The following is a 13,019-nucleotide window of genomic DNA, read 5'->3' as shown; positions in this document are numbered from 1 at the left end:
CCCGCAGGCCGGTAAATCCGGGGTCGTTGAGCGAGGACGCGCGTAGCACGACCGAGACGAAACGCGGTGCTCTCGGGAGGACGCCGCGTTTCGTCTCACTCGGCCTTCGGCCGTGTTCGCTCAACGACCGCAGGACAGAACGGATCCACGAAGTGCGCCCGACGACCCCGGGTCGATACGACGGACCCGCCGTCCGATGGGAGCGGGACGGCGGGTCCGGGTCTCAGCAGGGCCCGCAGGCCCCGCGGCGGATCCGATCAGGCGATCGGGTCGAGCAGCGGGATCTCGTAGCGGTGCGGCGTGCCGAAGCGGTGCGCGGTGACCGAGACCGCCTGCTCGCGCAGGAAGGTCAGGATCTCCACACGGCCCGCGGCGACCACCGGGTTCGCGTACAGCGCGAGGCTGGGCGAGCCGTTCACGGCGGCGGCGGTGCCGGCCGCCGTGGCGCCGATGAGGCGCACCCGTCCGTCGCGCGCCGCGAGGCGCTGGCTGTGCGCGGCCCACGCGGCGGCATCCTCGGTCGCGACCGTGACGTCCTGTGTGCCGAGCCAGGTGGCCACGGCCCCGGGCAGAGGAGCGAGCGTGCTGACCGTGACCCGCGCGCGGGCGCGGCGTCCGGCCGCGACGACGCGCACGAGCTCGGCGACGCGGGATCCCTCGAAGCGCACCGTGACCGGCACGGCCTGGTAGCGCAGCGCATTCTGCTCGGTGCTGAGACCGGTCGCGTCGCGGACGACGCCGAACTCGTCGGCCCAGGCGTCGATGTCGGTGACGAGCGCGCCGCGCAGCCACGCGATGTCGGCGTCCGCATCGCCCGCGGCGGCGAGCGCACCCACCGCGGCGGTCGCGAGCGCGTCGAGCTCGCGCGTCGAGGAGACGGGGGCATCGGTCCACTCCGAGAGGCCCACGAGGTAGTTCGGGCCGCCCGCCTTGGAACCGGCGCCGACGGCGGCCTTCTTCCAGCCGCCGAACGGCTGACGCTGCACGATCGCACCCGTGGTGCCGCGGTTGACGTAGACGTTGCCCGCTTGGATGGCGGCCAGCCACGTCTGGATCTCGTCCTCGTCGAGGGAGTGCAGACCCGAGGTGAGGCCGTAGTCGATGTCGTTCACGACGTCGATCGCCTCCTCCAGGGAGCCCGCCGTCATGATGCCGAGCACCGGGCCGAAGTACTCCACGCGGTGGAACTCGGATCCGCGCTGGACGCCGTCGCGGATGCCGGGACGCCACAGCTGACCGGCGTCGTCGAGCTTCTCCGGCTTCAGCAGCCAGCTCTCGCCCGCATGCAGGGTGGTCAGGGCGCCGAGCAGCTTGCCCTCGGCAGGGCCGATGAGCGGGCCGATGCGGTTGGAGCCGTTGCTCGGCTCGCCCACGTCGTAGGCGCGGACGGCGTCGACGAGCTGACGACGGAACCGCTCGGAGGTCGCGGCGGATCCGACGAGCACGACGAGCGACGCCGCGGAGCACTTCTGTCCGGCGTGGCCGAATGCCGCGTATGCGACGTCCTTCGCAGCGAGGTCGAGGTCGGCGGAGGGCGTGACGATGATGGCGTTCTTGCCGCTCGTCTCCGCGAGCAGCGGCAGGTCCTGACGGAAGCCGCGGAACAGCTCGGCCGTCTCGTAGCCGCCGGTGAGGATGACACGGCCCACAGCCGGGTCGCTCACGAGCTTCGTGCCCAGGTCGCGGCCGTCGAGCTGCACGTACTGCAGCACCTCGCGCGGCACGCCGGCCTCCCACAGCGCCTCGACCATGACCGCGCCGGAGCGGCGGGCCTGACGGGCGGGCTTGATGATGACCGGGGATCCGGTGGCGAGCGCCGAGAGGGTGGATCCGGCCGGGATCGCGACCGGGAAGTTCCACGGCGGGGTGACGACCGTCAGTCCGACCGGCTGCATGGTCGCGCCGTCGACGTGGGCGAGCTTCTTGGCGCTCTCGGCGTAGTAGTGTGCGAAGTCGATCGCCTCGGAGACCTCGGGGTCGCCCTGCTCGATGACCTTGCCGGCCTCGGATCCCATGACCTCGAGCAGCTCGGCGCGACGCGCCTCGAGCACGTCGCCAGCCTTGTGCAGGATCGCGGCACGGCCCTCGGCGCCCAGCGCACGCCAGGCCCCGCCCGCGGCGACCGCGGTCGAGATCGCCGCGTCGACCTGCTCCGGCGTGGAGAGGGTGTTCGACTCGACCGTCGCGTTGCCGAGCTCGGAGCCCTTCATGCGGGCGCGGATCGTGTCGCCCCAGGTGCGGTTCACCGCGAGCGACGGGTCCGTGTCGGGGGCGTTCAGGAAGCCGTCGGTCAGACCCGGCTCGATCGGCGCCGTGCGGTCCTGCACGCGGTTGGTGCCTGGCACCTCGGTGGGCATGCTGCGCACGGAGGCGAGGAAGCGCTCCTTCTCGCGCTCGAAGAGCTTCGGGTCCGCGTCAAGGTCGAAGACCGCGGACATGAAGTTCTCCTGCGACGCCCCCTCCTCGAGGCGGCGGATGAGGTACGCGATCGCGACGTCGAACTCGTCCGGGTGCACGACGGGCGTGTAGAGCAACAGGGATCCGACCGTGCGCTTGACGACCTGCGCCTGGGCGGAGGCCATGCCGAGCAGCATCTCGAACTCGACGCCCTCGGTCACGCCCCGCTTCTCGGCGAGCAGCCAGGCCATGGCGATGTCGAAGAGGTTGTGACCGGCGACGCCGATCCGCAGGTTGGTCACGTGCTCGGGACGCAGCGCGTACTCGAGCACGGCCTTGTACGAGGCGTCGGACTGCTGCTTGGTCGACCAGGTCGCGAGCGGCCAGCCGTGCGACTCGGCGTCGACGGTCTCCATGGGCAGGTTGGCGCCCTTGACGACGCGCACCTTGATCGGTGCACCGCCGTCGGCCACGCGCTTCGCGGCCCACTCCTGCAGGCGGATCATGGCGCCGAGGGCGTCCGGCAGGTACGCCTGCAGCACGATGCCGGCCTCGAGCGTGGTGAACTCGGGGCGGTCCAGGATCGAGGTGAAGACCGCGATCGTGAGATCGAGATCCTTGTACTCCTCCATGTCGAGGTTGATGAACTTCGCGGATCCATCGGGCATGCCCTTGCGCGCGATCCGGTACAGGGGCAGCAGCGCCTCCGCGGCGTCCGCGACGGCGGCGTCGAACGCCCACGGGCTGTGCGGGGCGACGGTCGAGGACACCTTGATGGAGACGTAGTCGACGTCGTCGCGCTCGAGCAGGCGGCGGGTGCCCTCCAGGCGACGCGCGGCCTCCTCGCGACCGAGGATGGCCTCGCCGAGCAGGTTGATGTTGAGCTTCACGCCCTGCGTCTCGCGGATGTGCGCGATCGACTTGCCGAGCTTCTCGTCGCGGGCGTCCACGATGAGGTGGCGCACCATCTGACGCAGCACGGTGCGGGCCGCGGGGACGACCACGCCGGGGAGCATGCCCGCGGTCGCGCCGCCCAGGCCGATCGCGGCGCGCATCGGGGCGGGGAGGAAGCCGGGGGTGAGCGGCACGAGTTCCTTGAGCTTGGCGGCGGCGACCTTGAGGTCCTCCGGGCGCACGACGCCGTCGACGAAGCCGACCGTGAAGTCGAGGCCGTGGGGGTCGCGCAGCACGCCGGCGAGACGCTCGCCCGCGGCGTCGACGGGCACCTCGCGGCTCTCCACGAGCCACTTCTTGACGAGGGCGACGGCGTCGTCGGCGAGGGCGGAGAGATCGTCGATGCCGGCTGCGGTGCCGACAGGGCTTTCGTTGGCGGTCATGGTTCCTCGTGGGTTCGGTGCCCGGGGGCGGGGTTCGCATACGCGCGCTGGGGGATCGCGCACGCGCGCGGGGATGCTCCCAGCATGGATCCGTTCTCCCTGCAGGAAAAGCGATCATTCATGGCGAGTATCATTCGACATACCCGATGGTTCCGCCGCCCTCTGACCGCGAGACTCCATCTGGGCGACGAGACTGCGCTTGCGGTCTGCAGTCTCGTCGCGGAGTTGGAGTCTCGCGGTCACCAGGGAGCGAGGAGAGAGCATGTTCGAGTTGCGGAGGCTGCGCCTGCTGCACGAGTTCGCGCTGCGCGGGACCATCGCAGAGGTCGCGCACTCGCTCGCGTACAGCCCGTCGACGGTGTCGCAGCAACTGGCCCTGCTGGAGCGCGAGGCGGGTGTCGCCCTGCTCGAACCGGACGGACGGCGGATCCGGCTGACGGCCGAGGGACGCGTGCTCGCCGCGCACGCCGCCCGCGCCCTGGAGCTCGACGAGCAGGCCAGGCAAGAGCTCAGCCAGGCGCCCGCCGAGGCCGTGCGGATCAGCGCGATGCCGACCGCCGCCGAGACCATCGTCCCCGCAGCGCTCACCGCCGTCGCCGCATCGCACCCGCACCTGCGCGTCGAGATGACCGAGGCGCCGCCCGAGGAGGGGCTTTTCGAGCTGACCGCGCGCCGCTTCGACCTCGTGATCGCCGAGCAGTATCCGGGCCACACCCGCGAGCGGCACGCGGGCAATCTGCACGAGCTGATCGGAGAGGATCCGATCCGCCTCGTCCTGCCTCCCGGCGAGGACGCGGTGTCGCTCCCCCTGTTGCGGGATCGCGCCTGGGTGATGGAGCCGATCGGATCCGCCGCACGGCAGTGGGCCGTGCAGCAGTGCCGGGCCGCGGGGTTCGAACCCGACGTGCGCTTCGAGGCGGCGGATCTGACGGCGCACGTGCGGCTCATCGAGTCCGGTCACGCGGTCGGGATGCTGCCCGACCTCATCTGGGGCGACGCCCCCGCGCAGGTCACGCTGTCGGAGCTGCCCGGATCCCCCGTGCGCGAGGTGTTCACCGCGGTGCGCGAATCGGCGCGCGCCTCGGAGGCGATCGGCGCCGTCCGCGGCGCACTGGCGGACGCCTTCAGGCCGCATCAACGTCATGCCCGGAGCCGCTGAGGCCGGGACACGGGACGAACCTCCCACTATGCTCTGGGACAGACATCAGGGGGGTCCATGACGCAATCAAGTTCTCTTCCACCGGCCCCGGAGCCGCAGGACACGGCCGCGCCACTGAGCGCACCAGGCTCTCCGCCGCCTCCGCCGCCCGTCGCACCGCCGGTGTACAGCCGACCGATCCCGCATACGGCGCCGCCGGTTCCCCCGGCGGCGCCAGGGTTCGGCACGCCCCCGGTAGCACCCGGATTCGGCACGCCCGCAGCAGCGCCAGGGTTCGGCCAGCCGTCCGCGCATGGGACGCCGCCGGTTCCCCCACCACCCGGATTCGGCACCGGACCGGCCGCACCGGCGTATGGCCAGCCCGCGCAGCCGCAATACGGCCAGTACGCGCCTCCGCAGGCCGGCGCACCGCAGACGAGCGCACCACCGGCCGGGATGTACCCGCAGCAGCCCTACGGCATGACCCCGCCGGCACCGTACGGGAGCGCGCCGCAACAGCCGTACGGCACGCCCCCGGCGGGGGTCAAGACCGGATTCGGCAGTGCCGTGGCGAGCGTCGTCCTCGGCGGTGTGCTGACCCTGTTCTCGCTGGCCGAGATCCTGGGCGCCTTCAGCTATCGCGTGATCTGGATCTGGATCGTCATCCTTCCGATCGCGCTGGGTTCGGGAGCGCTGCGGCAGAGTCGTGCGGCCGGTGCGCGCGGGCGAACAGTGCGCGGTCTCGCGATCGCCGGCATCGCGCTCGGTGCGCTCGGCGGCCTGCTCATGCTCGCCGCGTATTTCTGATCCCCCGGAATCCGCGGGGACAGGGTCGGGGCCGACCGCGCGACGATCTGCACATCAGGCCAGGATCAGCACACGTTTCCATGCGGATCCGTGTGCCGATCGTCGCGCTGTGCGCGGATCGTCGCGCCGACACTCACGGAGCGGTTCCGCGAGCGCGCCGCGTTTCGTCTCGCTCCGGCTTCGCCGGTGCTCGCTCAACGACCTCGGGGGTCAGCCCTCGCGCACGCTCGCATGCGGGATCCGCTGCCGCATCACCCGCACGGCCTCGGGGCTCACGTCGATGAGCAGGGCGTCGCGGCCCAGCGCGGCGGCGACGGCGCCCGTCGTGCCGGAGCCGGCGAAGAGGTCGAGCACCCGGTCGCCGGGGCGGCTCGACGCCTGCACGATGCGGCGCAGGATCCCCTCCGGCTTCTGCGTGGGATAGCCGGTCTTCTCGCGCCCGGTGGTCGGGACGATCGTGTGCCACCACACGTCGGTCGGGAGCTTGCCCCGCTCGCGCTTGGCGGCGCTGACCAGGCTCGGCGCCATGTACGGCTCGCGCTCGATGTCGTCGACGTTGAACACGTGCCCGCCCAGCGTCTTCACGTAGACCAGGATCGTGTCGTGCTTCGTGGGCCAGCGGGTGCGCGGCTTGGCCCCGTAGTCGTAGGCCCAGATGAGCTCATTCAGGAAGCAGTCGCGGCCGAACACCGCGTCGAGCATGACCTTGGCGTAGTGCGCCTCGCGGTAGTCGAGGTGCAGGTACAGCGTGCCGTCGTCGGCAAGCAGCCGCCACGCCTCCTCCAGCCGGGGCATGAGGAAGTCGCCGTAGTCGTCGAAGCGGTCGTCGTACGCGTGCAGCAGCTCGCGCACGCGCTCGTAGCGGTGCCCGTGGAAGCCGTGGTTGACCTCGCGGGGGCGCGTCTCGGCGATGCCGCGTTCGGAACTCAGTCGATTCTGCGCAGGCATGTCAGCGAATCCTCGAAGTTCCGCGGATGCATCCGCATGCGAGTCCGGAATTGACGGAGTTTCAGACGCCGGACGGTCGGCACGACGAGTCGAGACCGCGTGCCGCTCTTGCGTGCGGCCGGTGTTGAACGGCGGATCCAGGTAGACGAGCGTGAAGGATCCGTCGGGCAGCGTGCGGGCCACGTCGAGCGCCTCGCCGTGCACGATCTCGACGGATCCGACGCGGGGCACGGGCGTTTCGTCTCGCGAAGACTCGCCCTGAGCGAGCGACAGCGAGTCGATGGGTCGCTCAGCGGCCGGAGCGGCTTCAGCCCCGTCGCTCACGGAACCCGATGCAGCCACGCCTCGGTGGCGAACTTCGTGCGCACCAGGTCTTCCGCCGCCTCGTATTCGTCGGCGGCGATCGCGCCGTCCTCGGCGCGGGTGATGCTGCGGAACGTGTCCTTGAACCGCTCGATGATCTCGGCCCGGCTGAGGCCGGTCTGACTGCGCAGCGGATCCACCCGCTTGGCGGCCGAGGCCGTGCCCTTGTCGCTCAGCTTCTCGCGCCCGATGCGCAGCACCTCGGTCATCATCTGGCCGTCGATGTCGTACGACAGCGTCGCGTGGTGCAGCACTCCGCCGTTGGCGAGGCGCTTCTGCGCGGCGCCACCGATCTTTCCGCTGGGACCGGCGATGTCGTTGAGCGGCTGGTAGGTCGCGTCGATGCCGAGCGAGCGCAGCGCCTGCAGCACCCAGTCGTCGAGGAACGCATAGGAGTCGGCGAACGTCATGCCCTGCACGAGCGACGCCGGCACGTACAGCGAGTAGGTGATGATCTGGCCCGCGGCCATCATCATCGCGCCGCCGCCGGAGATCCGGCGGACGACGTCGAAGCCGTGCTTCGCAGCCCCTTCCGGATCCACCTCGTTGCGATAGGACTGGAAGGACCCGATCACGACGGCGGACTCGTCCCACTCCCAGATCCGCAGAGTAGGACGGCGGCGGCCCTCGCCGACGCGCGTGGTGAGCACCTCGTCGAGGGCGAGGTTCATCCGCGGCGAGACGGCCTTGTCGTGCACGATCTCCCAGTCGAAGTCGCCCCAGCCCGGTGCCGTCACGAGAGCGCGGCGCACCGCGGTGCCCACGGCCTCGGGCGTGAGCCCGAGCAGCTGCGCACCCGCGGGGAGCGCCGCGCGCACGGCCGCGGCGATCGCAGACGCGTCCGTCTCGACGGGCAGCCCCGTGACCGCGGCGTTGATGTCGTCGAGGGCGTCGTCCGGTTCGAGGAAGAAGTCGCCCGCGAGCCGGAAGTCGGCGATCGCGCCGTCCGTCACCTCGAAGTCGACGACGACCAGCTTGCCGCCAGGAACCTTGTACTCACCGTGCACCGCTCCAGCCTACGCGGCGGCGTGCGGGCGCGGATCCGCGGCTCAGTCGCGGCGCGGGATGTGCTTGTCGAGCCAGGCGAGCAGATCCGCCCGCACCTCGTCCTGCTGCAGCTCGTTGAAGATCTCGTGGCGCGCGTCGGGGTAGACGAGCGTGGTCACATCGCTGAGGCCGGAGCGGTTGCGGTAGTCGTCGGCGAGGCGGTGCACGCTGCGCGGTCCGCCGACCGGGTCGTCCCGGCCGACCATGAGCAGCACGGGCACGTCGTTCGGGAAGTCCTTGGAGGGGCGGCCGTAGAGTCGCGCGGCCTCGATCGGCCCGAACAGCTTCAGCAGCGGGACCTCGGTCGTGAGCGGATCGGCGCGGAACGCCTCCCCCACCGCGGGGTCCCGGCTGAGCCACTCGAGGCCGTGCGCGCCCGGGCCCTTCCACTTGGCGTTCAGCGGCAGCGAGTTGAGGTCGGTCGGGGTGCGGTGGGCGGATCCGGTGAGGATCACGGCGTCGTAGCCGTCCGGGTGGGCATTGAGGACCATCTGCGCGAGGAACGATCCCCAGGAGTGGCCGAGCAGCACGAGCGGGAGCCCGGGGTTCTCCTCGCGGATGAGCTCGGTCAGCTGCCACTCGTCCGCGACGACCGCGCGCATGCCGCCGGGGCCGAGCCGCCCCAGCTTCGCCGCGTCGCCGTGCTGCTTCATGCCCGTGCGCCCGTGGCCGCGATGGTCGTCGGCGTAGACCGTGAACCCGGCGGCCGTGAGCGCGGCGATCAGCGCGCCGTAACGGCCGGCATGCTCGCCGACGCCGTGCAGCAGCTGCACCGCTCCGCGGGGGGCGACGCCGTCAGCGGCGGGGTGGACGTCGTAGACGATCGCGATGCCGTGCGCGTCGGTGAACTCGGCGGTGCGGGGCTCAGCCATGCCCCGAGTCTACGGATCCCGGCCGCCGCGCGCGGATCGGGTCCGCGGATGACGCGCTCAGAGCCCGACCGCTGCGCGCACGGCGAGGGCCTCGGCGAGGTCGGTGACCTCGTGGCCGCCGCCGTCGTCCGCCGCGGACCCCATCCGCACGGATCCGGCCGCGGCGACCGTGCGCTTGGCGGAGAAGTGCAGCGCGTGCACGCCGGTCGCGGCGATCTCGGCCGCGTTCGCCGCGGTGACGCCGCTGCCGGCCATCACCTCGATCCGCCCTCCGGCCGCCGAGACGAGGGCGCGCAGCACGCCCAGCCCGTCGCACGCGGCCGAGGCTCCGCCCGAGGTCAGCACGCGGGTGAGCCCCAGGGCGAGGGCCACGTCGAGCCCCGCCCGCGGATCCGGTGTCGCATCGATCGCCCGGTGCAGCGTCACCTGGGCGTCGGCGCGCACCTCGCGGGCCGCATCGCGCAATCGCGCCAGGGCGTCCGCATCGAGCTCGCCGCCGGCCGTCTGCGCGCCGATCACGACTCCGGCGGCACCGTGCGCGAGCATCCACCGCACATCCCGCACCGCGGTCGCGATCTCCTCCGCGTCGTAGTGGAATCCCCCCGCCCTCGGGCGCACCAGCACGTGCACCTCCGGGACTGCACCCGGCCCCGCGGCCTCGATCGCGCACTCGAGCGTCGCCGGCGACGGCGTGAGTCCGCCGAGCGCGAGGGCCTGCGTCAGCTCGACGCGGCGCGCGCCGATCTCCCGGGCGATGCGCACCCCGGCGGCATCCTGGACGGCGACTTCGAGCGCGAGCGGCATTCGTCCATTCTCACCGGTCGGCGTCGGGAGCGACCCGGACGCGCGGAGCATTTGTTCAGCCGCTTGCATGACCGGCGTAAGCTCCCGGCCCGCCCCGGCACCGCGCGACCCGGATGCGCCCACGCCCTCGAATACTTAGTTAGGCTATCTAAGCAATGACTTCTGAGAACCTGCACGAGACCGCCACCGAACTGCGCCTCGCCACGTTCCGGCTCGCCCGCCGTCTGCGCGCCGTGCGCGCCGTGGACAGCCGCAACACCGCGATGAGCGACGCCCAGCTCGCCGTACTCGCCGCGCTCCGCGCGCACGGCGGCCACTCCCTCACCGCGCTCGCCGATCGCGAGCGCGTGACCGCCCCGACCATGAGTTCGCTCGTCACGGGCCTCGAGGAGCAGGGATACGCGACGCGGATCCCCGACGACCAGGATCGGCGCCGCGTGCACGTCGAGATCACCCCCTCCGGCGAGGCGATCGTGGCGGAGACGTTCGAGCGGCGCACGCAGCTGCTGATGGCCGAGATCACCGCGCTCCATCTGACCGAGGACGAGCTGCGGATCCTGCACGAGGCCAGCATCCTGATGCGGAAGCTGGCCGAGCTGTGAGCCAGATGTTCCGCTCCTTCGGGGTGTTCAACTACCGGGTCTGGTTCTTCGGCGCGATCGTCTCAAACATCGGCGGCTGGATGCAGTCGACCGCCCAGGACTGGGTCGTGCTCACCGAGCTCACGCACAACGACGCCAGCGCCATGGGCGCGACGATGGCGCTGCAGTTCGGTCCGCCCCTCGTGCTGGTCGGGCTCACGGGCAGGGTCGCCGACCGCTTCGACCGGCGCAGGATCCTGCTCGTCACGCAGACCGCACTGATGCTCCTCGCCCTCGGCGTCGCGGCGCTGCTGCTCACGCACGTGATGACGTTGCCCCTCATGCTCGTGTTCGCGGCGTGCTTCGGCATCGCGAACGCGTTCGACGCCCCGGCCCGGCAGGCGTTCGTGTCCGACATGGTGGCGATGGAGAACGCCTCGAACGCGGTCGCGCTGAACTCCGCGTCCTTCAACATGGCGCGCCTGATCGGCCCCGCCGTCGGCGGTCTCGCGATCGTCGCGCTCGGATCCGGCTGGGTCTTCGTCGCCAACGCGGCCACGTTCCTCGCGATGATCGTGGCGCTGCTCATGATCCGCACCCGCGAGCTCATGCCGCGCCCGAAGAATCGCCGCGCGGGCGGGCTCATCGTGGGCATGCGGTACGTCGGCAGCCGCCCGGATCTCCTGGTCGTCTTCGCGATGGTGTTCCTCATCGGCGCGTTCGGGATGAACTTCCCGATCTTCGCCTCGACCATGGCGCTCGAGTTCCACATGCAGGCCGACGGCTACGGCGTGCTCAGCTCGGTGCTCGCGATCGGATCCCTGACCGGGGCGCTGCTGGCCGCACGGCGCGATCGCGCCAGGGTGCGGGTGCTCATGATCGCCGCCGGCGGGTTCGGCGTCGCATCGATCGTGTCCGCGCAGATGCCGACCTACCTGGCCTACGCGATCACGCTCGTCTTCGTGGGGTTCTCCACGGTGACCATGCTGACGACGGCGAACGGCTATGTGCAGACGACGACGGATCCCGCCCTGCGGGGGCGCGTGCTCGCGCTCTACATGGCGGTCGTGATGGGCGCGACCCCGATCGGTGCCCCCATCGCGGGCTGGGTGGCCGACGCGTTCGGACCGCGCGCCGCGATCATGGTCGGCGGCGCCGCGGGTCTCCTATCCTTCGCGATCGGCGCCGGCTGGATGCTCCACTCCGGACGACTGCACCGCCGCGAGGACGCCCGCTTCCTGCTCACCCTCGACGAGACCCGCCCCGTGCGCGTGGTCGAGGCGATGCGGCGCGCCTTCGTCCCGCCGATCACGAGCGCGACCACGCCGATCCGGGTCGAGCCTCGTTCCGGTGCCGCGCCGGGGGCCGAGCGTCTCGACCGGACCGGATCCGACCCGACCGGATCCGGCCGCACGGTCCTCGACGCCCGCCGGGCCGAGGCGACCAAGCGCGACGGAACGGGCGACGACGCGTGAGCGGCGGCGCCCCGGTCGGCGACGCCCGCGCCCGCCGTTCGCTGCTGCCCGCGCTCGGTGCGCTCTCGGCGTTCGGGCCGCTCTCGATGGATCTGTACATCCCGGCGCTCCCGCAGCTGGGCCGCGACCTGCACACCACCGAGGCCCTCACCCAGGTGACGATGAGCGCGTGCCTCATCGGACTCGCCCTCGGCCAGCTGCTGTGGGGGCCGATCAGCGACCGCTACGGACGCCGCCGTCCGCTGCTGTGGGCGGTGGCGGCGTTCGCGGTCGCCTCGTTCCTGTGCGCGGTCACTCCATCGATCGAGGTGCTGATCGTCGTGCGCCTGCTGCAGGGACTCTGCGGGGCGGCGGGGATGGCGATCGCCCGCGCCGTGGTGCACGACGTGCACAAGGGCTCGGAGGCGACCGCCGGGTTCGCCACGCTCACCGCGATCTCCGGGGCGGCGCCCGTGCTCGCGCCGCTCCTGGGCGGAGCGCTGCTGACCTTCACCGACTGGCGCGGCCTGTTCGTCGCGCTGGGCGTGATCGGCGCGCTGCTCCTGCTGATCGCGGCGCTGTACGTGCCGGAGACGCATCCCATCGCCGAGCGCACCACGGGCGGTCTCGGCAACGACCTGCGCGGCATCGGGGCGGCACTCGGCAACGGGCCGTTCATGGTGTTCGCCCTCACGCTCGGTCTGGCCTCCGCCGGATTCTTCGCCTATCTGCAGATGTCGTCGTTCGTGCTGCAGAATCAGTTCGGCGTCGACGCGCAGGGCTTCGCACTCATCTTCGCGATGAACTCCGCAGGTATCGTGCTGGGCGCGTGGATCAGCCGCCGCCTCGCCCGCGGCACCGGCGCGCGCCGCATCGACGGACGCTGCATCGTGCTGACCTCGCTCATGGTCGGGACAGCGGCGGCCGCGGCGGTCCTGCTGAGCGCGCTGCTGCACAGCCCGCTGCCCTGGCTGCTCGCACCGCTCTTCGTGCTCGTCGGCCTGCACGGCGTGAACAACCCGACCCTGACCGCGCTCGCCCTGTCCCGCATCACGCGCGGAGCCGGATCCGCCTCCGCCGTGCTGGGCACCATGGCCGCACTGCTGGGTGCGGTCCTGCCGCCGCTGCTGTCGCACGCGGGGGTCACGGCGACCCTGATGGGTGCGACGATGCTGATCGCGTTCGCGGCAGCCCTGGCTCTGCTCGCCGCGACCGGACGCGTCACCCGGGCCCGGGACTGATGCCGGGAACTTCTTACGAATCCGTGATCT

10 protein-coding genes are annotated in these 13,019 nt (G+C 71.7%); 5 read left to right on the top strand and 5 right to left on the bottom strand.

The window, feature by feature from the left end; translation table 11 throughout:
• Nucleotides 1-257: 257 nt before the first annotated feature.
• On the bottom strand, nt 258-3,734 hold the full coding sequence (locus ACFC1J_RS05620; RefSeq protein WP_375903298.1) for a bifunctional proline dehydrogenase/L-glutamate gamma-semialdehyde dehydrogenase: 3,477 nt from the start codon (nt 3,732-3,734) through the stop codon (nt 258-260).
• Nucleotides 3,735-3,996: 262 nt separating this feature from the next.
• Between ACFC1J_RS05620 and ACFC1J_RS05615 the strand changes: the two genes are divergently transcribed.
• Nucleotides 3,997-4,893 carry a LysR family transcriptional regulator gene (locus ACFC1J_RS05615; protein ID WP_375903295.1) on the top strand — a complete coding sequence of 299 codons (897 nt, stop codon included), beginning with the start codon at nt 3,997-3,999 and terminating at the stop codon, nt 4,891-4,893.
• Nucleotides 4,894-5,352: 459 nt separating this feature from the next.
• Complete coding sequence (locus tag ACFC1J_RS05610) at nt 5,353-5,679, top strand: hypothetical protein (RefSeq protein ID WP_375903293.1); 327 nt, start codon at nt 5,353-5,355, stop codon at nt 5,677-5,679.
• 210 nt (nt 5,680-5,889) lie between these two features.
• Here ACFC1J_RS05610 and ACFC1J_RS05605 read toward each other — a convergent pair whose 3' ends face one another.
• The 4 genes from ACFC1J_RS05605 to ACFC1J_RS05590 form a co-directional block, all read right to left on the bottom strand.
• Entirely contained in the window at nt 5,890-6,858 is a 969-nt protein-coding gene (locus ACFC1J_RS05605) for a DNA-methyltransferase (protein ID WP_375903291.1), read from the bottom strand.
• Between the two features lie 89 nt (nt 6,859-6,947).
• On the bottom strand, nt 6,948-7,997 hold the full coding sequence (locus tag ACFC1J_RS05600) for a biotin/lipoate A/B protein ligase family protein (protein WP_375903290.1): 1,050 nt from the start codon (nt 7,995-7,997) through the stop codon (nt 6,948-6,950).
• A 42-nt stretch (nt 7,998-8,039) separates the two neighbouring features.
• Nucleotides 8,040-8,909 carry an alpha/beta fold hydrolase gene (locus tag ACFC1J_RS05595; protein WP_375903288.1) on the bottom strand — a complete coding sequence of 290 codons (870 nt, stop codon included), beginning with the start codon at nt 8,907-8,909 and terminating at the stop codon, nt 8,040-8,042.
• Between the two features lie 57 nt (nt 8,910-8,966).
• Nucleotides 8,967-9,713 carry a copper homeostasis protein CutC gene (locus ACFC1J_RS05590; protein ID WP_375903287.1) on the bottom strand — a complete coding sequence of 249 codons (747 nt, stop codon included), beginning with the start codon at nt 9,711-9,713 and terminating at the stop codon, nt 8,967-8,969.
• Between the two features lie 155 nt (nt 9,714-9,868).
• Here ACFC1J_RS05590 and ACFC1J_RS05585 point away from each other — a divergent pair, with 155 nt between their 5' ends.
• Genes ACFC1J_RS05585 through ACFC1J_RS05575 form a run of 3 tightly spaced genes read left to right on the top strand, consistent with a single transcriptional unit; the run spans nt 9,869 to nt 12,989 of the window.
• Nucleotides 9,869-10,315 (top strand): MarR family winged helix-turn-helix transcriptional regulator, encoded by a 447-nt coding sequence (locus ACFC1J_RS05585; protein WP_375903285.1) that lies wholly within the window; start codon nt 9,869-9,871, stop codon nt 10,313-10,315.
• 5 nt (nt 10,316-10,320) lie between these two features.
• The gene (locus ACFC1J_RS05580) at nt 10,321-11,769 is read left to right on the top strand and encodes an MFS transporter (RefSeq protein ID WP_375903639.1); all 1,449 of its coding nucleotides are present in this window, start codon (nt 10,321-10,323) and stop codon (nt 11,767-11,769) included.
• A complete protein-coding gene (locus ACFC1J_RS05575; protein ID WP_375903283.1) occupies nt 11,766-12,989 on the top strand; it encodes a multidrug effflux MFS transporter in 1,224 nt (407 codons plus the stop codon). Before ACFC1J_RS05580 ends, ACFC1J_RS05575 begins: the two co-directional genes overlap by 4 nt.
• The last annotated feature ends 30 nt before the right edge of the window (nt 12,990-13,019 follow it).

It is taken from the genome of Microbacterium sp. NPDC056052, assembly GCF_042266785.1.
GTDB lineage: Bacteria > Actinomycetota > Actinomycetes > Actinomycetales > Microbacteriaceae > Microbacterium.
Note: the sequence above shows the minus strand (reverse complement) of the source record. Positions and strands in the feature narration are given on the sequence as shown.

What these genes read in the sequence shown, in the direction of transcription:
- ACFC1J_RS05620 (WP_375903298.1), bottom strand. Translation starts at nt 3,734, where the DNA reads ATGACCGCCAACGAAAGCCCTGTCGGCACCGCAGCCGGCATCGACGAT.
- ACFC1J_RS05615 (WP_375903295.1), top strand. Translation starts at nt 3,997, where the DNA reads ATGTTCGAGTTGCGGAGGCTGCGCCTGCTGCACGAGTTCGCGCTGCGC.
- ACFC1J_RS05610 (WP_375903293.1), top strand. Translation starts at nt 5,353, where the DNA reads ATGACCCCGCCGGCACCGTACGGGAGCGCGCCGCAACAGCCGTACGGC.
- ACFC1J_RS05595 (WP_375903288.1), bottom strand. Translation starts at nt 8,909, where the DNA reads ATGGCTGAGCCCCGCACCGCCGAGTTCACCGACGCGCACGGCATCGCG.
- ACFC1J_RS05590 (WP_375903287.1), bottom strand. Translation starts at nt 9,713, where the DNA reads ATGCCGCTCGCGCTCGAAGTCGCCGTCCAGGATGCCGCCGGGGTGCGC.
- ACFC1J_RS05585 (WP_375903285.1), top strand. Translation starts at nt 9,869, where the DNA reads ATGACTTCTGAGAACCTGCACGAGACCGCCACCGAACTGCGCCTCGCC.
- ACFC1J_RS05580 (WP_375903639.1), top strand. Translation starts at nt 10,321, where the DNA reads ATGTTCCGCTCCTTCGGGGTGTTCAACTACCGGGTCTGGTTCTTCGGC.